At 68.0% G+C, this 18389-nt stretch carries 17 protein-coding genes and 1 tRNA gene; 10 read left to right on the forward strand and 8 right to left on the reverse strand.

The window, feature by feature from the left end; translation table 11 throughout:
- The first annotated feature begins 104 nt into the window (after positions 1 to 104).
- From FHY06_RS18180 to FHY06_RS18195, 4 genes are all read left to right on the forward strand, one after another.
- Positions 105 to 911, forward strand: a complete 807-nt coding sequence (locus tag FHY06_RS18180) for a cyclase family protein (RefSeq protein WP_019653539.1) — start codon at positions 105 to 107, stop codon at positions 909 to 911.
- A gap of 10 nt (positions 912 to 921) precedes the next feature.
- On the forward strand, positions 922 to 2247 hold the full coding sequence (gene fahA / locus FHY06_RS18185) for a fumarylacetoacetase (RefSeq protein WP_184605960.1): 1326 nt from the start codon (positions 922 to 924) through the stop codon (positions 2245 to 2247).
- Between the two features lie 101 nt (positions 2248 to 2348).
- The gene (locus FHY06_RS18190; protein WP_165940920.1) at positions 2349 to 2492 is read left to right on the forward strand and encodes a hypothetical protein; all 144 of its coding nucleotides are present in this window, start codon (positions 2349 to 2351) and stop codon (positions 2490 to 2492) included.
- A gap of 104 nt (positions 2493 to 2596) precedes the next feature.
- Positions 2597 to 3637 (forward strand): RNA ligase (ATP), encoded by a 1041-nt coding sequence (locus FHY06_RS18195; protein ID WP_019653542.1) that lies wholly within the window; start codon positions 2597 to 2599, stop codon positions 3635 to 3637.
- A gap of 52 nt (positions 3638 to 3689) precedes the next feature.
- Here FHY06_RS18195 and FHY06_RS18200 read toward each other — a convergent pair.
- The 3 genes from FHY06_RS18200 to FHY06_RS18210 all read right to left on the reverse strand — a co-directional run bounded on the left by FHY06_RS18200 (position 3690) and on the right by FHY06_RS18210 (position 5227).
- A tRNA-Gly gene (locus FHY06_RS18200) sits at positions 3690 to 3765 on the reverse strand.
- Between the two features lie 105 nt (positions 3766 to 3870).
- Entirely contained in the window at positions 3871 to 4776 is a 906-nt protein-coding gene (locus FHY06_RS18205) for an NAD(P)/FAD-dependent oxidoreductase (RefSeq protein ID WP_019653543.1), read from the reverse strand.
- Positions 4766 to 5227 carry an RrF2 family transcriptional regulator gene (locus tag FHY06_RS18210; RefSeq protein WP_019653544.1) on the reverse strand — a complete coding sequence of 154 codons (462 nt, stop codon included), beginning with the start codon at positions 5225 to 5227 and terminating at the stop codon, positions 4766 to 4768. Before FHY06_RS18210 ends, FHY06_RS18205 begins: the two co-directional genes overlap by 11 nt.
- Positions 5228 to 5331: 104 nt before the next feature.
- Here FHY06_RS18210 and FHY06_RS18215 point away from each other — a divergent pair, with 104 nt between their 5' ends.
- The 3 genes from FHY06_RS18215 to FHY06_RS18225 all read left to right on the forward strand — a co-directional run bounded on the left by FHY06_RS18215 (position 5332) and on the right by FHY06_RS18225 (position 8247).
- Positions 5332 to 6477 (forward strand): AraC family transcriptional regulator, encoded by a 1146-nt coding sequence (locus tag FHY06_RS18215; RefSeq protein ID WP_184605961.1) that lies wholly within the window; start codon positions 5332 to 5334, stop codon positions 6475 to 6477.
- Between the two features lie 93 nt (positions 6478 to 6570).
- Positions 6571 to 7605, forward strand: coding sequence for an alpha/beta hydrolase family protein (locus FHY06_RS18220; RefSeq protein ID WP_184605962.1), 1035 nt, complete (start codon positions 6571 to 6573; stop codon positions 7603 to 7605).
- Positions 7606 to 7791: 186 nt separating this feature from the next.
- The gene (locus FHY06_RS18225) at positions 7792 to 8247 is read left to right on the forward strand and encodes an adhesin (RefSeq protein ID WP_126183520.1); all 456 of its coding nucleotides are present in this window, start codon (positions 7792 to 7794) and stop codon (positions 8245 to 8247) included.
- 70 nt (positions 8248 to 8317) lie between these two features.
- Here the strand turns inward: FHY06_RS18225 and FHY06_RS18230 are convergent, their stop codons facing one another.
- The 5 genes from FHY06_RS18230 to FHY06_RS18250 all read right to left on the reverse strand — a co-directional run bounded on the left by FHY06_RS18230 (position 8318) and on the right by FHY06_RS18250 (position 14526).
- Positions 8318 to 8761, reverse strand: coding sequence for a MaoC family dehydratase (locus FHY06_RS18230; protein ID WP_184605963.1), 444 nt, complete (start codon positions 8759 to 8761; stop codon positions 8318 to 8320).
- Positions 8762 to 8771: 10 nt separating this feature from the next.
- The gene (gene boxA, locus FHY06_RS18235; protein ID WP_184605964.1) at positions 8772 to 10052 is read right to left on the reverse strand and encodes a benzoyl-CoA 2,3-epoxidase subunit BoxA; all 1281 of its coding nucleotides are present in this window, start codon (positions 10050 to 10052) and stop codon (positions 8772 to 8774) included.
- Positions 10053 to 10181: 129 nt separating this feature from the next.
- Positions 10182 to 11609, reverse strand: a complete 1428-nt coding sequence (gene boxB / locus FHY06_RS18240; RefSeq protein WP_019653550.1) for a benzoyl-CoA 2,3-epoxidase subunit BoxB — start codon at positions 11607 to 11609, stop codon at positions 10182 to 10184.
- Positions 11610 to 11742: 133 nt separating this feature from the next.
- Positions 11743 to 13419 carry a 2,3-epoxybenzoyl-CoA dihydrolase gene (boxC, locus tag FHY06_RS18245; RefSeq protein WP_019653551.1) on the reverse strand — a complete coding sequence of 559 codons (1677 nt, stop codon included), beginning with the start codon at positions 13417 to 13419 and terminating at the stop codon, positions 11743 to 11745.
- 162 nt (positions 13420 to 13581) lie between these two features.
- Positions 13582 to 14526 (reverse strand): helix-turn-helix transcriptional regulator, encoded by a 945-nt coding sequence (locus tag FHY06_RS18250; RefSeq protein ID WP_145759423.1) that lies wholly within the window; start codon positions 14524 to 14526, stop codon positions 13582 to 13584.
- A gap of 163 nt (positions 14527 to 14689) precedes the next feature.
- On the opposite strand from FHY06_RS18250, the gene FHY06_RS18255 reads away from it, so the two are divergent.
- From FHY06_RS18255 to FHY06_RS18265, 3 genes are read left to right on the forward strand one after another with little or no spacing between them, the layout of a single operon-like run.
- On the forward strand, positions 14690 to 15184 hold the full coding sequence (locus tag FHY06_RS18255; protein ID WP_184605965.1) for a 4-hydroxylaminobenzoate lyase: 495 nt from the start codon (positions 14690 to 14692) through the stop codon (positions 15182 to 15184).
- Positions 15181 to 16731: a 3,4-dehydroadipyl-CoA semialdehyde dehydrogenase gene (locus FHY06_RS18260; protein WP_184605966.1), complete on the forward strand. Its 1551-nt coding sequence runs from the start codon at positions 15181 to 15183 to the stop codon at positions 16729 to 16731. The genes FHY06_RS18255 and FHY06_RS18260 overlap by 4 nt, the downstream gene beginning before the upstream one ends.
- A gap of 45 nt (positions 16732 to 16776) precedes the next feature.
- Positions 16777 to 18324, forward strand: a complete 1548-nt coding sequence (locus FHY06_RS18265; protein ID WP_019653555.1) for a benzoate-CoA ligase family protein — start codon at positions 16777 to 16779, stop codon at positions 18322 to 18324.
- Positions 18325 to 18389: the final 65 nt, after the last annotated feature.

Here is an 18389-nt window from a genome sequence, read left to right on the forward strand (position 1 = left end):
GGATTCCCTTTGAATTTTTCTTTTGGATTTTTTGCGCTCTTCGCGAAGCCTTCGCGCCCCCTGCGTCCTGCCCCGGCATTCACACACCCACAAAAGGAGCCCCCATGCCACGCAAATTCGTCGACCTCTCGATCTTTCTCGAAAACGACGTGCTTTCGGACCCGCCCGCCTTCGCGCCGAAGATCCAGTACTTCACGCACGAGCAGACCTACGAGCAGATCGAGCCCTTCTTTCCCGGCCTGAAGAAGGAAGACCTGCCCGACGGCGAGGGCTGGGCGGTGGAACTGGTGCAGCTGTCGACGCACAACGGCACCCACCTCGACGCGCCCTATCACTTCCACTCGACCATGGACAAGGCGCTGGGCGAGAAGAAGCCCGCCATCGCCATCCACGACGTGCCGCTCGAGTGGTGCTTCCAGCCCGGGGTGAAGCTCGACTTCCGCCACTTCGCCGATGGCTACGTGGTGACCGCCGCGGACGTCGAGGCCGAACTCAAGCGCATCGGCCACACGCTGAGCCCGCTGGAGATCGTGGTGGTCAACACCCGCGCCGGCTCCCGCTACGGCAACCCCGACTACGTATCGGCCGGCGCGGGCATGGGCTACGAGGCGACGATGTACCTGCTGGAGCGCGGCGTGCGCCTCACGGGCACCGACGCATGGAGCTGGGACGCACCCTTCGTGCACACCGCGAAGAAGTACGGCGAGACGCATGACGCCTCGCTGATCTGGGAAGGCCACAAGGCCGGCCGCGACATCGGCTACTGCCACATCGAGAAGCTGCACAACCTGGAGTCCCTGCCGCCCACGGGCTTCTACATCAGCTGCTTCCCGCACAAGATCCGCGGCGCGTCGGCCGGCTGGACGCGCGCGGTCGCGATCTTCGACGACGCGCTGATGGCCTCGGCGTGAGGGCGGCTTCATGAGCATCGCACTCAACCACACGCACGACACTCACGCGCGCAGCTGGGTCGAATCGGCCAATGCGCCGGACAGCAACTTCCCGATCCAGAACCTGCCCCATGCGGTGTTCCGCCGCGCCGGGAGCGCCGAGGCATTCCGCGGCGGTGTCGCGATCGGCGACCGGGTTCTGGACCTGGCCGCGCTGGTCACGAAGCAGCAGCTCGACGGCCTCGCGCTCGACGCCGCGAACGCAGCCGCGCTGCCGGCGCTCAACGACCTCTTCGCACTCGGCCACGGCGCATGGCAGGCGCTGCGCCACGCGCTCTTCGACCTGCTGAAGAACGACTCGCCCGTCGCGGCGGTGCAGGCCGTGCGCGAATGCCTCGTGCCGCAGGCCGACGTCGAGTACACCGTGCCCGCACGCATCGGCGACTACACCGACTTCTACACCTCGATCGACCACGCGCTGAACATCAGCCGCCTGATGAATCCCGATGGCGACGTGACGCCCAACTTCCGCTGGATTCCGATCGCGTACCACGGGCGCGTGTCGACCATCGGCGTGAGCGGCCAGCGCTTCCACCGCCCGATGGGACAGGCCATGACCCCGGGCGCGAAGGCGCCCACCTACCAGGCCTGCGCGCGGCTCGACTACGAGCTGGAGCTCGGCGTGTGGATCGGCAAGGGCAACGCGCAGGGCGATGCGATCCCGCTCGAACGCGCGGAGGAACACATCTTCGGCATCTGCCTGCTCAACGACTGGTCGGCGCGCGACATCCAGTTCTGGGAGATGGCGCCGCTCGGGCCTTTCCTCGCAAAGAACTTCGCCACCACCATCTCGCCGTGGATCGTGACCATGGAAGCGCTCGCACCCTACCGGCAGGCATGGACACGCCCATCGGACGAGCCCCAGCCGCTGGCCTACCTGGAGCATGCGGCCAACCGCGACAGCGGCGCGATCGACATCCGGCTGGAGGTGTGGCTCGAAAGCGAGAAGGCCCGCAAGGAAAAGACCGGACCGTCACGGCTTTCATCGACCAGCTTCAGGCACCAGTACTGGACCGTCGCGCAGATGGTGACGCACCACACCATGGGCGGGTGCAGCCTGAACCCCGGCGACCTGTTCGGCAGCGGCACGATCTCCGGCCCAGGCGAGGGCGAGGCCGGCGCGATCATCGAGCTGACGCGCGCTGGTCAAAGCCCGGTGACCCTGGCCAACGGCGAGCAGCGCGGCTTCCTGGAAGACGGCGACGCGGTGCTGCTGCGCGGCTGGTGCGAGAAGCCGGGCCATGCGCGCATCGGATTCGGGGAGAGTCGGGGGACGGTGCTGGCGGCAAGGGGTTGACGTTCCAGTAAACACTATTTACAGTCCGACTCCTTTTGCGGATGAGCCGCAAAGATTCTCGACAACACGACGAGCACTCCACTCTCACACCGAGTCATTTCGTGAACACCACGCCGGTCATTGCCAAGAACGTCTGCGACAACGCGAGTCCGACATCGGTGCGCGCGTTCGAACACGGCATGGCCCATGAGATGGGCCAGCCGCAAACGCCCAACGAGGCTTCACCGGGCGAAGCCGGCGCATAGCGCGCACCTCTTCAGCACTCTTTTCAAGGAGGCCCGGACACCGAATGGTTCCGGGCCTCTTTTCTTTTTGCGTCACCATCATCAACCACAGGGAGAAAACAACCATGCGCAAACTGGTCACCGTCCGCACTGTCGATGCGATCCGCCCCATCCCGGGAGCGGATGCCATCGAATGCGCCATCGTCGAAGGCTGGACCGTCGTGATCAAGAAGGGCGAGTTCGCCGTCGGCGACCGCTGCGTCTTCTTCGAGATCGATTCATTCCTGCCGCTTGACGATCCGCGCTTTACCTTCCTGGAGAAGGCCGCGATCACCTGGAACGAACAGCGCGGCGTGCGGCTTCGCACGATGAAGCTGCGCGGCCAGATTTCGCAGGGGCTGATCCTGCCACTGTTGCAGTTCTCGGAAATCGACGCGCTCGCGCTGGCTGATCCGGCGCTGCGCCAGCGTGACTGGGCGCAGCTGCTCGGCATCGACAAGTGGGAGCCGGTGGTTCCGGCCTGCCTGTCGGGCGAGGTGGAGGGTGCATTCCCTTCGTTCATTGCCAAGACCGACCAGGAGCGCATCCAGAACCTCCCGGAGGTTCTGGCGGGGAACGACGGACACGCGTTCGAAGTCACGGTCAAACTCGACGGATCGAGCATGACCGCCTTCCACAACGCGGGAGCCGTCGGCGTCTGCGGGCGCAACTGGCAGCTGCGTGAAAGCCCGGGCAACAGCCTTTGGCGCGTGGCCCGGGAAGATCGCCTGCTGGAAGCTCTCGCGGCACTGGGCCGCAACGTGGCGCTCCAGGGGGAAATCATCGGCGAAGGCATCCAGGGCAACCCGGAGAAGCTGCGCGGCCAGCAATTCCACGTCTTCGATGTGTTCGACATCGATCGCGGCGGCTATTGCGGAATGGAGGAGCGCGGCGCCGTCGTCGACTCGCTGCGCGCGCTGGGAGCCACCGTGCGCACCGTGCCTTTGCTCGAAGTGACCGCGCTCGACCGCTTCGGCGGATCGATCGCCGAGGTGCTGGCGTATGCCGAGGGGCCGTCGCTGAATCGGGAGACTTCTCGCGAAGGACTCGTGTTCAAGCGGCTGGACGGCAGGCTGTCGTTCAAGGCAATCTCGAACAGCTACCTGCTGAAGCACTCGGACCGCTGAGTTGGAGCACAAATGAAAAAGGCCACCGATGAGGTGGCCTTTTTCTGCGATTTGGAGCGGGAAAAGAGTCTCGAACTCTCGACCTCAACCTTGGCAAGGTTGCGCTCTACCAACTGAGCTATTCCCGCGTTAGCCTCAGATTATAGGGTGGAATCGGGCGGATTTTTCCGAATCCCTGAAAAAAGTTCATTTTTCTTCCTGGCGAGGGCGCGGAGAGCCGGGGCAAGAGGTCATCAGGCGTCGAACACCATCGAGCGGTGCATCGACACGCCGGCCATCAGCCCGTCCGCGGACGCCAGCGTGGCGTTGGAGAACATCATCGCGAGATCGCCCGCGCCATAGACGCCGGGCACGGTCGTCATCTTCATCGCATCGACGCGCAGAACCTTGCCCAGCGGGCCGTCGTCGAAGGCGCAGCCCAGCCGTTCGGCCAGAGGGCTGGCGGGACGTGTGCGCGGCGTCACGTAGAGCGCGTCGATGGGCACCAGCCTGCCGTCGTCGATGCGCACCCCGGCGAGGTCGGCCGCATCGCCTTCCAGGCCGGCGACGCGGCCGGGCTCGATGGCGACGCCGCGCGCCTGCAGCCTCGCGCGCGCCTCGGCATCCGGCCCTTCGCCGCCGTTGAGGAAGAGCGTGGTCGGGCCCCATTCGGCGATCAGGAGCGCATGGTCCTGCGGCTGCACGCCGTGGTGATAGAGCACGCCCAGCCGGCGCCCGCCGAACTCGTAGCCGTGGCAATAAGGACAGTGCAGCACGCTCGCACCCCAGCGTTCGCCCAGGCCCGGAATCTCCGGCAGGCCGTCCTGCACGCCGTGGGACAGCAGCAGCCTGTCGGCCGAACGGTGCTCGCCGCTGCTCAGCGACACAGTGAAACCACCTGCCTCGTCAGCGCCCGCATCGACGACCGCGGCCTCGACGAATTCGACTGTCGGGTACGCGAGCAGCTTCTCGCGCGCGTCCCCGATCATCTTCAACGGCGGCACGCCGTCCTGTCCGAAGAAGCCGTGCGACGCGGCGGCGAAGCGGTTGCGCGGCGCTCCGGTGTCGACGACGCAGACCTTGCGTCTCGCCCGGGCAAGCTGCATGGCAGCGGAAAGGCCGGCAAAGCTGCCGCCCACGATCAGAGCGTCATGGCGCATGTTCGATGTCCTTCGATGTGAAGCCGCCGCCTGTCATGCGGCGATGAAAGTCCCTGGAGAGATCGGCCAGCGTGATGCTGTTGAAGCGCCTGAGCAGCAGCGCCTCAGCCTCGTCGCACACGCCGTCGAGCGCCGCGTTCACCGCCTGCTCGACGATGCAGCCGGGGCTCTCGGTGCGGTTGCCCAAGGCCAGCAGCGCGGGCGCGCCCACCGCGTTGTGGATGTCGCCCAGCGTCACTGCCGACAAGGTGCAAGACAGCACCCAGCCGCCGCCATGCCCCTTGGCCGAACTCACGAACCCCGCCTGCCGGAGGCCGGCCATGAGTCGGCGCACGACCACCGGATTGGTCTGCATCGCCACCGCGAGCGACTCGGAGGTGACGGGCGCCTTCATCTCGGCCATGTGCAGCAGCACGTGGAGGACGGCGGAAAGCTTGCTGTCGCGTTTCATGCAACATTATGAGTTGCATGTGTTCGACATGGCACGGTGCAGGGTCTTGTGCAATCGCTCGCCCATCGGCGGCCGCGGAGCCGGGGTGAGAATCGGGCCCGACCATGACACCCGCCCCGACCACCCTGCTCGACGCCGCGCTGCGCGGCATGCTGCTTGCCCTGTTGCTCGTGCTCGTGCTGGTCCTCGGCCGCGACCGTCCTCGCCTGCCGGCGGCGCGGGCGGGTCTGCTGCTCGCCCTCGGCCTGTGCATCCAGGTGATCGGCTCCACGCCGCTGTTCGAAGCGACGGTGCCTCGGGCGTGGCAATCGCCCTTCGTCGCGATCTCGGTCGGCAACGCGGTGCTGTTCTGGGTGTTCGTGCGAGCACTCTTCGACGACGACTTCGCGCTGCGGCCGCTTCACATCGCTTCATGGCTGGCAGTGGCGGTACTGGCGGCGTTCAACTGCGCGATGGTCGCGGGCAGCGCCTCGGTGGTCGCGCCGATCACCGTGGGTATCCAGCGCGCCGTGCCGCTGGTGTTCGCGGTGCTTGCGGCGATGGCCGCGGCTTCGCAGTGGCGGGCCGATCTGGTGGAAGGCCGGCGCCGGCTGCGCGTGTTCATCGTGGTGACAGGCGTCGGCTACAGCATCGGGATGCTGGTGGTGCGGCTGGCCTCCCCGCGCGGACAGCTGTCGGGCCCTTCCGCCACGGCCGACGCAGCGATGCTGCTGCTGATCGTGGCGGTGGTGACATGGCAGATGGTGCGGCTGGCAAGGTCGGAGTTCTTCCCGGCGGCACAGGCACCGGCCGTGATTCCGCCGGTGATGCCGGGCGCGCCGGCCCAGTCCGCCGAAGAGTCCGCCGATCCCCGACCCGCCGAGCCGGGGCCCGCTACCGAGCCAGCCTCCGACCCCGCCGAAGACCGCCTCGCCGCATCCCTGCAGCACGCCATGGCGGTCGAGCACGCCTACCGCAGCGAAGACCTCAGCATCGCCACCCTCGCCGCCCGACTTTCGGTGCCCGAGTACCGCCTGCGGCGCCTCATCAACCAGCGGCTGGGCCACCGCAATTTCAACGCCTTCGTCAACGGCTTCCGGCTGGCCGAGGCCACGGCGGCGCTGGCCGATTCCTCCAAACGCGAGTTGCCGGTGCTGACTATTGCACTGACTGCGGGCTTCCAGTCGATCGGTCCCTTCAACCGCGCCTTCAAGGCCGCCACGGGCCTGACTCCCACCGAGTTCCGCAGGAAGAAGCTGGCCGAATCCTGAAATCTCTGGCCGAAAACCGGCGCTTGCGGCTTTCGGCAAGACCGGGCGGCAGCACCCCGGCATCGTGCGGGCTCCAAAGGCAAGGAACCAACGATGCGACGCTCTTCTTCTTTCTTCTTCCTGTTTCTCGCGTTTTTCTGCAGCTGGGCACAGGCCTCGATGGGTCTGGCGGAGCTTCCCGCCGCCCCCGGGGACGGCCCGGTCACGGTGTTCTACCCATCGTCCGATGCTGCCCAGCCGACCCGCCGCGCCCGGTTCACGCTCGAAGTGGCGGCTGAGGGCACACCAGTGCCCGGCAACGGCCGGCTGGTGGTCATCTCGCACGGCTCGGGCGGCGCGCCGTGGGTGCACGCCGACATCGCGCGCAGCCTGGTCGAGGCTGGCTTCGTCGTCGCCATGCCGGAACACAAGGCCGACAACTACAAGGACGACAGCGATCCCGGGCCCGACAGCTGGACCATGCGGCCGGCCGAGGTGTCGCGTGCCATCGACGCGGTGGTTCGCGACCCGCGCTTCGCGCCGCTGCTGCGGCTGGACAAGGTCGGCATGTACGGCATGTCGGCGGGCGGGCACACCGCACTGAGCCTCGCGGGCGGGCGCTGGTCTCCGGCCGCGTTCGCCCGGCACTGCGAGGCAAACCTGGTGGACGACTTCCAGTCCTGCGTCGGCCTCGTCACGCGGCTGACCGGCAGCCCGCTGGACGACATCAAGAAATGGGCAGCGCTTTTCGTGATCCGCCGCCGCTTCGGCGACGACGCCGTGGCGCGCGAGCACACCGACCCGCGCATCGCGGCCATCGTGGCAGGTGTGCCCTCGTCGGCCGATTTCGACATGGGCTCGCTGGCCGATCCGCGCGTGCCGCTGGGCCTCATCACCGCCCGGCAAGACCGCTGGCTGATTCCGCGCTTCCACAGCGACCGCGTGCTCGCGGCCTGTCTGCCACGCTGTGAGCTGATCGCCGAAATGCCTACCGGCGGCCACGGTGCTCTGCTGTCGCCGCCCCCGCCAGGGCTGTCAGGCCTCATCGGCGACATGCTCGATGACCCGCCGGGCTTTGACCGCCCGAATGTGTTGCAAGACGTGAACAAGAAGACAACGGCCTTCTTCCGCACTCATCTTCTGCCTTGATGGACGGAACGTTGGCCTGGCGCCCTAACGCACGACCCCCCATTTCCGCCGACGGCCGGTTCCCACGCGCGCAGGCGAACCTCGCGCACATGGCGACAGATCCCGGCGCGGCGATGGTTGCACCCGGATCGATCGAACCCGGTCGGTCCGTGAAACGTGACCATGCAACGAAAGGAACAGTCACCCATGAAGCAACAGCATCAACACAAGCGCATCGTCCTCGGCACCCTGCTCGCAGGCCTGCTGGCCGTCGGCGGCGTCGCCCAGGCGCAAGGCGTCGGGGTCGGCGTCGGGGTCAATGCCGACGTGAATGCCTCGGGCTCCACCGCAGGCACACGCGGCGGTGCGGGTGCGGCAACCGGCGCCAATGCCGGGGCCAGCGCGAACACGAATGCCGGCGGCGCGGCGAGCGGCGCCACAGGTGCCGTCGGAAATACGGTCGGCGGCGTGCTGGGCGGCGCCACCGGTGCCGTCGGCGGAGCGACGAATGCCGTGGGCGGCGTGACCAACACGGTGGGCGGCACGCTCCAGGGCGCGACCGGTGCGGTCGGATCGGCCGGCGGCGCGGTGAAGGCGCCTGCCGTGGGCGCCAAGGCCCAGGGCCGGGCACAGGGCTCGGGCGCGGTCGACATCAAGAAGTAACCGCGACTTCAGCCCGATGAGAAAGGCCCGCGGTGCCGGAGCGCCGCGGGCCTTTTTCACGTCGCCTCGATCAGCAGGCAGGCTGGAGCTTGAACAGGCTCGTGACCTCGGCGTCGAGCACCATCAGTTCGCGCTGGTTGAAGAGCCGCCAGCGCCAGCGCAGGATGCCGAGCGTCGGCCGCTTCTCGGAGCGGCGCACCTCGATCACGTCGGCCACCAGCCGCAATGCGTCGCCGGGGCGTACCGGGTTGGGCCAGCGCACATGCTCCAGGCCCGGCGACGCGAAGGATTCCGAACCGGCGAGCGCAGCCTCCACCACCAGCTTCATGGCGATGGAGCAGGTATGCCACCCGCTCGCGATGAGCCCGCCGAAGGGGCTTTCCGCGGCGGCTTGCGCATCGACATGGAACCACTGCGGATCGTAGGCCTGCGCGAACTGCAGGAGTTCGGCCTCGGAGAGCACATAGGGCCCGGCCTCGATGACCTGGCCCGCGTGGAAGTCGGCGAACTCCATTCGCCGCGGCTCAGTAGGTCTCGAGGTGCAGGCGGCCTTCGCGCTTCAGCGCGGCGCCCACCGTGTCCCAGTCGAGCCCGGCGTCCTTCGCCACGTCGCGCAGTGCGAGCACCACGCCTTCTTCCATGCTCTTGAGGCCGCACACGTAGAAGTGGGTGGCGCCGTCCTTCAGCAGCGCGGCCAGGTCGGCGGCGCGCTCGCGCATCAGGTCCTGCACGTAGCGCTTGGGTTGCCCGGGCGTGCGCGAGAACGCGAGGTTGATGTCGATGAAGTCCTTGGGCAGCGACTGCAGCGGACCGAAGTACGGCAGCTCCTGCTGCGTGCGCGCGCCGAAGAACAGCAGCAGCTTGCCGCCCTCGAACTTGCCGCTCTTGCGCAGCCGGCGCCGCCACTCGGTCATGGCGCGCATGGGCGCGCTGCCGGTACCGGTGCAGATCATCACGATGTGCGACTTGGGATGGTTCGGCATCAGGAACGAGGAGCCGAAGGGCCCCACCACCTGCACCGTGTCGCCCACCTTCAGGTCGCACACGTAGTTCGAGCACACGCCGCGCACGGGCGTGCCGTCGTGGTCTTCGGTGACGCGCTTCACGGTGAGCGAGACGTTGTTGTAGCCGGGCCGCTCGCCGTTGCGCGGGCTGGCCACCGAGTACTGGCGTGCATGGTGGCGCTTGCCCGTGGCGTCGGTGCCTGGCGGCACGATGCCGATCGACTGGCCCTCGAGCACCGGGAAAGGCACCACGCCGAAGTCGAGCACGATGTGGTGCGTCTCGCTGTCGAAGCCGGCCTCGGTGCAGTTGAAGTTGCCCACCACGGTGGCGGTGGTCGGCGTCTTCGGCGGAAAGAGGTTGGTGTAGGCATGCGCGGCCGACCAGGGCGGCACGGTGGCGCCGTACTGCGCGGAATTGAAGGCCGGCTCTATCGTTTCGACCGCGGCCTGGGCCTGCGCCTGCGTCTGGGCGGGCACGGCAGCTTCGGCACCCGCCGCGACGCCGGCCGCTTCGAGCTCCTCCGGCGAGAGCTCTGCGGGCAGCGATTCCCACGTGAACTGCTCCTCGATGGAATACGCGCGTACCAGCGGCATGGTGCGCCAGTTGTCGATCGAGCCCGTGGGGCACGGCGAGATGCAGGCCATGCAGCCGTTGCAGACGTCGGCACGCACGACGTAGTTGTTGTCGTCGTGCGTGATCGCGTTGACGGGGCAGGTGGCCTCGCAGGTGTTGCAGCGGATGCAGATCTCGGGGTCGATCAGGTGCTGCTTGATGACTCCGGCTTCGACGGCCATGTCCATGTTGTTCTCCTAGAGCCCTCCCCCTCCGGGGGAGAGTTGGGTGGGGGCACGCGGCGCTTGTCGTGGTCGCGCTGCTTGCCCCCATCCCCGCCTTCCCCCACAGGAGGAAGGAGCGATACCAGATACCAATCAGCCGAAGCGGACGTACTCGAAATCCACCGGCTGGCGGTTGATGCCCATCACCGGCGGCGAGATCCAGCCGGCGAACTTGCCCGGTTCCACCACGCGGCCCATCAACGATGCCACGAAAGCGAAGTCTTCGGCACTGGGCAACCACTCGTCGCGCTTGGCGGCCCATTCCATGTCGTTCACCACGCGGCCTTCCGGCGACATCTTGATGCCGGCGAGCGCGCCGATCTGGCGGTTGAACGCCTTGTGCGGCACCACCAGGCGCGTCGGGATGCCAGCCTTCTCCAGCACCTTGTTCCAGCGGCCCACGCCGGCCACCGAGTCCTTGATGAAGTCGTCGCGCAGCACTTCGTTGAGCGCGTTGAGCATCGGCACGTCCTTCTCGACGAGCTGGCCGTTCTGCACCTCGAGCACCTTGTAGGTCTGGCCCTTGAGCACGTGGTCGTCGGTGCGCTTGCCCTCTTCGTAGCGGCCCTTCAGGCCCGAACTGTAGAAGGTGGCGGCGTTGCTCGACTGGTCGGCGCCGAACAGGTCGATGGTCACGCTGTAGTGGAAGTTCAGGTAGCGCTGGATGGTCCCCAGGTCGATGGCGCCGGCGGCACGCACCTTCTGCGGGTCGTCGGTCTTGAGCTCGTTCATGACCTGCGCGGTGCGCGCGATGACGCGCGACACGCCGCTCTCGCCCACGAACATGTGATGCGCTTCCTCGGTCAGCATGAACTTCGTGGTGCGCGCCAGCGGGTCGAAGGCGCTCTCGGCCAGCGCCGACAGCTGGAACTTGCCGTCGCGGTCGGTGAAGTACGTGAACATGAAGAACGCGAGCCAGTCGGGCGTGCGCTCGTTGAAGGCGCCCAGGATGCGCGGGTTGTTCTCGTCGCCCGAGGTGCGCTGCAGCAGGGCCTCGGCCTCTTCGCGGCCGTCGCGGCCGAAGTGCTTGTGCAGCAGGTAGACCATGGCCCACAAGTGGCGGCCCTCTTCCACGTTGATCTGGAACAGGTTGCGCAGGTCGTACATGCTGGGCGCGGTCAGGCCCAGGTGGCGCTGCTGCTCCACCGACGCGGGCTCGGTGTCGCCCTGCGTGACGATGATGCGGCGCAGGTTGGCGCGGTGCTCGCCGGGCACATCCTGCCACGCCTTCTCGCCCTTGTGGTCGCCGAAGTGGATCTCGCGGTTGGAGTCGCCGGGGTTCAGGAAGATGCCCCAGCGGTAGTCGCGCATCTTCACGTGGCCGAACTGGGCCCAGCCCTGCGGATCGACGCTCACGGCCGTGCGCAGGTAGACCTCGTGGTTGGTGGAGCCCTCGGGGCCCACGTCGTCCCACCAGTTGATGAAGTTCGGCTGCCAGCCTTCGAGCGCGCGCTGCAGCGTGCGGTCTTCGCCGAGGTTGACGTTGTTGGGGATCTTCTCGCTGTAGTTGATCGTGCTCATGGCGAAACCTTTATCGAGTGGTTGCTGGAGAGATGTCTGTTCAAGAAACGCTGCGGAACCGGCTTTGCCGGGCCGCTAGCGTTGCCCCCTGGAAGGGTTGGCGAAGCGACACGGAGTGCGCGAAGCCTGGGGGTCATACCCGATTCAGGTCGAAGCCGGCCTTCTGCCCGGTGCCGTAGACCTTCAGCGCACCCTTCTCGCCGACGGCGTTGGGGCGGTTGAAGATCCAGTTCTGCCAGGCCGAGAGGCGGCCGAAGATACGGGTGACCATGTTCTCCTTGCTCGCGAAGCGCAGGTTGGCTTCAAGGCCGGTGAGCGAGTCGGGCGACATCGCGGCGCGTTCCTCGATGGCGATGCGGATCTCGTCGTCCCAGTCGATGTCGTCGGGGGCGGCGGTCACAAGGCCCAGCTTCAGGGCCTCGTCGGCGTCGAGCGGCTTGCCCGCGGCGGCACGCGCTGCTTCCAGCGGCGCGGCTTCCTCATAGAAGCGGCGCTGCAGGCGGCTCTGGTCGTTCACCATCGGGAAGAAGCCGAAGTTGAATTCGTCGAGCGTGAGCTTCGGCGCGCGTTCGGCATCGTCGGGCAGCGCGAGCATGTAGGCGCGGTCGGCCGCGAAGGCCAGCTCGGCCAGCGTGCCGGCGAAGCACGAACCGGCTTCGATCAGCGCGAACAGGCTGCGCGAGGAAACATCCAGGCGGCCCAGCGTGCGGCGCAGCGCGCCGATGGTCTCGCGCACCAGCCAGTGGTCCTTGTTGGCGAGCATCACCGCGTCCGACGCGAGCACGGCGGCGGCATCGCCTTCCGTCTTGAGCAGCCAGGTGCCGATGTCGAGCTCGTTGGTGCGCAGGTTCAGGATGGCGTCGTCGAGCTCACGGCACATCGCGAGCGGCCACCACGCGGCGCCGGCCGCCTCGATGGCGGCGATGTCCGAGGGCTGCGCGCCGGTGGGCGCCTTCACGGTGATGGTGGCGGTGCGCTTGCTGCGATCGATCTGCACATTGACGTTCGCGTACGAGATGCCGTCGGCGCTGTCGGTGCGCTCGATGCGCGTGAGCGCCACGCCCTTGGCATTCGCGGGGCGGTCGCTGCCGGCGGCCAGCTGCGAGGCGCGTTCCTGCACGGCGGCGGCGAACTGCGCAGGCTTGGCGACCGCGTCGACCAGGCGCCACTCGACCGCGCGCTGGCCGCGCACGCCTTCGACGCTGGTGCAGAAGATGTCGGCGAGGTCATGGCGCACGTGGCGCTTGTCGGTCACGCGGGTCAGGCCGCCGGTGCCGGGCAGCACGCCCAGGAGCGGCACTTCGGGCAGCGACACGGCGGAAGAGCGGTCGTCCACCAGCAGGATCTCGTCGCAGGCCAGCGCCAGCTCGTAGCCGCCGCCCGCGCAGGCGCCGTTGACGGCCGCGAGGAACTTCAGGCCCGAGTGCTTCGAGGAGTCTTCGATGCCGTTGCGCGTCTCGTTGGTGAACTTGCAGAAGTTCACCTTCCATGCGTGGCTGGAGACGCCGAGCATGAAGATGTTGGCGCCCGAGCAGAAGATGCGGTCCTTGCCGCTGGTGACGATCACGCTGCGCACCTCGGGGTGCTCGAAGCGCACGCGGTTGAGCGCGTCGTTGAGTTCCACGTCCACGCCCAGGTCGTAGCTGTTGAGCTTGAGCTTGTAGCCGGGGCGGATGCCGCCGTCTTCCGCGATGTCGAGCACGAGGCGCGCGATGGCGCCGTCGAAGCTCAGCGACCAGTGGCGGTACTGGCTCGGATCGGTGCGGTAGTCGACGCGCTGGGGCGCCTGGGGCGTGGTGGTGTCGGTCATGCGGAAGTCTCCTGTGGGGGCAGCTGTGGGGCAGTATTCGGAAACCGGGAACAGGAAAAATAATGCACTTTCTTGTTCCGATGACATGCATCATGCTGCATGCGCACAGGCAAGTCAATGCCTGCTGCACTTTTTTTCAGATTTTGGAAGCCCCGAGGGCGACTAGACCAGTCCCATGGACTGACGCACGGCCGCGCGCAGGGCCTGGAAGCTCTGCGGCAGCGTCTTGCCGCTGGTGTCCACCGACAGGTCGGCCTTCGAATAGAAGGCGGCGCGGCCATTGAGGATGCGGCGCAGGTCCTCCATCGCTTCCTTGCTGGCGGCCATCGGGCGGGTGTCGCCCTGCGCGGCCACGCGGCCCATGTGCTCCTCGGGCGCGGCCTGGAGCCACACGGTGGTGCAGTGCGCGAGCAGCTCGTTGAAGGTGGCCGGGTCGGAGACGATGCCACCGGGCGTGGCGATCACCACCTCGCTGTAGATCTGCACCGCCTCTTCCAGCGCCCGGCGCTCGTAGCGGCGGTAGGCGTTGGTGCCGTACAGGTCATGGATCTCGCGCACGCTGCAGCCGGCGAGCTTCTCGATCTCGCGGCTGAGCTCGATGAAGGGAATCTCCAGGTCTTCCGCCAGCATCTGGCCCAGCGTGGACTTGCCCGCCCCGCGCAGGCCCACGAGCGCGATGCGGCGGTGCCGCGCCGGATCGACCGAGGCGGTGCCCAGCAGCTCGCCGATCGCCACGCGCACGCGGCGCAGGTCGGCCTCGCTGCGGTTCTCGAGCAGCTCGCGGATCAGCAGCCACTCGGGCGAACTGGTCGTGACGTCGCCCACCAGTTCGGCCAGCGAGCAGTGCAGCGCGCCGGCCACCTGCTGCAGCACCAGGATCGACGCGTTGCCGATGCCGTATTCGAGATTGGCCAAGTGGCGCTCAGACACGTCGGCCGCGATGGCCACCGCCTTGCGGGTGAGGCCGCGCTGCGCGCGCAGGTTGCGCACGCGGTCGCCCAGCGCCGACAGCAGCGGATTCTTCGCCTCCCCGGCGACGGCCTGGCCCGGCGCGCTGTCGCCGCCTTCAGCCGCGGCGGCCAGCGCCGCGTCTACGTGCTCGTTCATGCAATTCCTCGTTCTTCGCCGGGATTGTGCTCGCTCAGGGTAAACACCATAGATGCACTATATTGCTTGACACCCTTTGTCTCGCTGCTTATCGTTCGGCCACACGCAAGATACTGCACGCGCAGTGATCCTGCAAGGTAGTTCCAAAGTTCGAGGCCCCACGATGTCCGACACCAGCAGCACTCCCGCCATCGGCAAGGAAGCATTCCACCAGCTGATCGCCGGCCTGACCGCCCAGATCGCCGGCAAGCCGCTCGACGGCGAGCTCGACCGGTGGCTCAACGCCCACCACGGCGCCGGCAGCGCCAGCTTCGAGCAGCTGCGCCAGGCCTGCATCGGCGGCGTCGCCGAAGGCTGGCTCTGCGAGCGCGAGGGCGGCGGCATCAGGTACGGCCGAGTCTTCAAGGCCGAAGACGCCCTGCACCGCTTCTCGGTCGACGTGGTCGACATGCAGGACATCGCCGGTCCTCACCACACGCATCCCAACGGCGAGATCGACCTGATCATGCCGCTCGACGACCACCCGGCCACCTTCGACGGACGGCCCGCGGGCTGGTGCGTCTACGGGCCCGGCACCGCGCACCGCCCGACCGTGGCCAGCGGCCGCGCGCTCGTCCTTTATCTACTGCCCGAGGGGCAGATCAAGTTCACCCAATGACGGAGCTTCTTTCCAACTACGTCGCCGGCCGCTGGCAAAGCGGATCGGGCGCCGGCACGCCGCTGTTCGACCCGGTGCTGGGCACCAAGCTCGCGCGCGTCGATGCCACCGGCCTCGACCTGCCCGCCGCATTCGCCTTTGCACGCGAGCAGGGCGGCAATGCGTTGCGCGCCCTCACCTACCGCCAGCGGGCCGCATTGCTCGCGGCCATCGTGAAGGTGCTGCAGGCCAACCGCGAGGCCTACTACGAGATCGCCACCGCCAACTCGGGCACGGTGAAGAACGACTCGGCCGTGGACATCGACGGCGCGATCTTCACGCTGGGCCAGTACGCGAAGTGGGGCGATGCGCTCGGCGACGTGCGCGCGCTGCGCGACGGCGATGCGGTCAAGCTCGGCAAGGAGCCGGTGTTCCAGTCGCAGCACCTGCAGGTGCCGACGCAGGGTGTGGCGCTCTTCATCAACGCCTTCAACTTCCCCTCGTGGGGCCTGTGGGAGAAGGCCGCGCCCGCGCTGCTGTCGGGCGTGCCGGTGATCGTGAAGCCGGCCACCGCCACCGCCTGGCTCACGCAGCGCATGGTGAAGGACGTGGTCGATGCGGGCGTGCTGCCAGCCGGCGCGCTTTCCATCGTCTGCGGCAGCTCGGCCGGTTTGATGGATGCGCTGCAGCCCTTCGACGTGGCTTCCTTCACCGGCTCGGCCGAGACCGCCGCGGTGATCCGCTCGCACCCGGCGGTGGCGCAGCGCTCGGTGCGCGTGAACATCGAGGCCGACAGCCTCAACAGCGCCCTGCTGCTGCCCGGGGCCGCTGCCGGCAGCGACGCCTTCAACCTGCTCGTGCGCGAAGTGGTGCGCGAGATGACGGTGAAGTCGGGCCAGAAGTGCACAGCCATCCGCCGCATCCTGGTGCCGGCGGAGTCGTACGACGCAGTGGCCGAGGCCATCGGCGCAAAGCTCGCGGGCACCACGGTCGGCAATCCGCGCAACGAGAGCGTGCGGATGGGCTCGCTCGTGAGCCGCGCCCAGCTGGACGCGGTGCGCGAAGGCCTCGACACACTGGCCACGCAGACCACCGTGCTGCACGACGGCCGCAACAAGCCTCTGGTCGACGCCGACCCGGCCGTCGCCGCCTGCATCGGCCCCGTGCTGCTGGGCGCACGCGATGCCGACGCGGCGCAGCTGGTGCACGACGTGGAAGTGTTCGGACCCGTCGCCACGCTGCTGCCCTACCGCGACCTCGCGCACGGCATCGCGCTCGCGCATCGCGGCCAGGGCTCGCTCGTCACCTCCATCTATGGCAGCGACGATGCGGCGCTGGCGCAGGCCGCGCTGGCCGTCGCGCCGAGCCACGGCCGCGTGCACGTCATCACGCCCGAGGTGGCGCAGGCCCACACCGGCCACGGCAACGTGATGCCGATCTCGCTGCACGGCGGCCCCGGCCGCGCAGGCGGCGGCGCCGAGCTGGGCGGGCTGCGTGCGCTCGATTTCTACCACCGCCGCGCGGCGGTACAGGCAAGCCCCGGCGTCCTCGCCGCACTCGGCCTCTAGAAGAAGAAAAAAACAAGAACACGCAAGGCTGAAGGAGACAAGACCATGACCCTGCCCCCACGATTCAACTTCGCCGGACACCTGTTCGAGCTCAACCGCGAACGCGCCGCGCGCACCGCCTACATCGACGACCGCGGCACCATGAGCTACGGCCAGCTCGAGGAGCGTTCGCGCCGCCTGGCCGCCGCGCTGCGGGCCGCCGGCATCCGGCGCGAGGAGCGGGTGCTGCTGCTGATGCTCGACGGCAACGACTGGCCCGTGAGTTTCCTCGGCAGCCTATATGCCGGCGTGGTGCCGGTGGCAGTGAACACGCTGCTCACGCCCGACGACTACGCCTACATGCTCGACCACAGCCGCGCTCAGGCGGTGCTGGTCTCGGGCGCGCTGCTGCCGACGCTGCAGGAGGCGATGTCGCGCGGCGGGCACGAGGTGCGCGCTCTCTTCGTCTCGCAACCCACCGGCGCCCTGCCCGAAGGCGCGCAGGAATTCGACGCCGCGCTCGCCGCCGTCGAACCGCTGGCATCGCCCGTGACCACCGCATCGGACGACCCGGGCTTCTGGCTGTATTCCTCCGGCTCCACCGGCAAGCCCAAGGGCACGGTCCACACGCACGCCAACCTGTGGTGGACGGCCGAGCTCTATGGCAAGCCGGTGCTCGGCCTCACCGAAGACGACGTCTGCTTCTCCGCCGCCAAGATGTACTTCGCGTACGGGCTGGGCAATGCGCTGACCTTCCCGCTCTCGGTGGGCGCCACCGTGGTGCTGATGGCCGAGCGCCCCACGCCCGATGCCACCTTCCGCCGCTGGACGGAGCACAGACCGACCGTGTTCTTCGGCGCGCCAACGGGCTTTGCCGGCATGCTCGCGTCGCCGAAGCTGCCCGCGCGCGAAGCGGTGGCGCTGCGCATGTGTTCATCGGCCGGCGAGGCGCTGCCCGGCGAGATCGCGCAACGCTTCAAGACGCACTTCGGCTGCGAGATCATCGACGGCATCGGCTCGACTGAGATGCTGCACATCTTCATCTCCAACCGCCCCGGCGACGTGCGCTACGGCACCACCGGCCGGCCGGTGGAAGGCTACGAGGTCGAGCTGCGCGGCGAGGACGGCCGCCCCGTGCCCGACGGCGAGGTGGGCGACCTCTACATCCGCGGCCCCAGCTCGGCGCTGATGTACTGGGCCAACCGCGAGAAGTCGCGCGAGACCTTCCAGGGCGGCTGGACCAAGAGCGGCGACAAGTACACCCGCGACGCCGACGGTTACTACACCTACGCCGGGCGCAGCGACGACATGCTCAAGGTCAGCGGCATCTACGTCTCGCCCTTCGAGGTCGAGGCCACGCTGATGCAGCACCCGGCCGTGCTCGAGGCGGCTGTGATCGGCAAGGAAGACGCCGACGGCCTGACCAAGACCAAGGCCTTCGTCGTGCTGAAGGACGGCGGCGCGGCCACCGAGGACGAGCTCAAGGCCTTCGTCAAGGAGCGGCTGGCACCCTACAAGTACCCGCGCTTCCTGGAGTTCGTGGCCGAGCTGCCGAAGACGGCGACCGGGAAGATCCAGCGGTTCAGGTTGCGTGAGAAGGAAAGGCAATCGTGATGCGCGCGCCGTCTCCGTCTTTCCCCCTCCCCCGCTGGGGGAGGGCCGGGGTGAGGCCATCGGCC

Origin of the sequence: Variovorax atrisoli (assembly GCF_014195185.1) — a bacterium.
Taxonomy (GTDB): domain Bacteria; phylum Pseudomonadota; class Gammaproteobacteria; order Burkholderiales; family Burkholderiaceae_C; genus Variovorax; species Variovorax atrisoli.

Bases quoted from the DNA above. Each gene is read 5' to 3' on its own strand.
- FHY06_RS18180 (WP_019653539.1), top strand. From the start codon at position 105: ATGCCACGCAAATTCGTCGACCTCTCGATCTTTCTCGAAAACGACGTG.
- fahA (WP_184605960.1), top strand. From the start codon at position 922: ATGAGCATCGCACTCAACCACACGCACGACACTCACGCGCGCAGCTGG.
- FHY06_RS18195 (WP_019653542.1), top strand. From the start codon at position 2,597: ATGCGCAAACTGGTCACCGTCCGCACTGTCGATGCGATCCGCCCCATC.
- FHY06_RS18205 (WP_019653543.1), bottom strand. From the start codon at position 4,776: ATGCGCCATGACGCTCTGATCGTGGGCGGCAGCTTTGCCGGCCTTTCC.
- FHY06_RS18210 (WP_019653544.1), bottom strand. From the start codon at position 5,227: ATGAAACGCGACAGCAAGCTTTCCGCCGTCCTCCACGTGCTGCTGCAC.
- FHY06_RS18215 (WP_184605961.1), top strand. From the start codon at position 5,332: ATGACACCCGCCCCGACCACCCTGCTCGACGCCGCGCTGCGCGGCATG.
- FHY06_RS18220 (WP_184605962.1), top strand. From the start codon at position 6,571: ATGCGACGCTCTTCTTCTTTCTTCTTCCTGTTTCTCGCGTTTTTCTGC.
- FHY06_RS18225 (WP_126183520.1), top strand. From the start codon at position 7,792: ATGAAGCAACAGCATCAACACAAGCGCATCGTCCTCGGCACCCTGCTC.
- FHY06_RS18230 (WP_184605963.1), bottom strand. From the start codon at position 8,761: ATGGAGTTCGCCGACTTCCACGCGGGCCAGGTCATCGAGGCCGGGCCC.
- boxA (WP_184605964.1), bottom strand. From the start codon at position 10,052: ATGGACATGGCCGTCGAAGCCGGAGTCATCAAGCAGCACCTGATCGAC.
- boxB (WP_019653550.1), bottom strand. From the start codon at position 11,609: ATGAGCACGATCAACTACAGCGAGAAGATCCCCAACAACGTCAACCTC.
- boxC (WP_019653551.1), bottom strand. From the start codon at position 13,419: ATGACCGACACCACCACGCCCCAGGCGCCCCAGCGCGTCGACTACCGC.
- FHY06_RS18250 (WP_145759423.1), bottom strand. From the start codon at position 14,526: ATGAACGAGCACGTAGACGCGGCGCTGGCCGCCGCGGCTGAAGGCGGC.
- FHY06_RS18255 (WP_184605965.1), top strand. From the start codon at position 14,690: ATGTCCGACACCAGCAGCACTCCCGCCATCGGCAAGGAAGCATTCCAC.
- FHY06_RS18260 (WP_184605966.1), top strand. From the start codon at position 15,181: ATGACGGAGCTTCTTTCCAACTACGTCGCCGGCCGCTGGCAAAGCGGA.
- FHY06_RS18265 (WP_019653555.1), top strand. From the start codon at position 16,777: ATGACCCTGCCCCCACGATTCAACTTCGCCGGACACCTGTTCGAGCTC.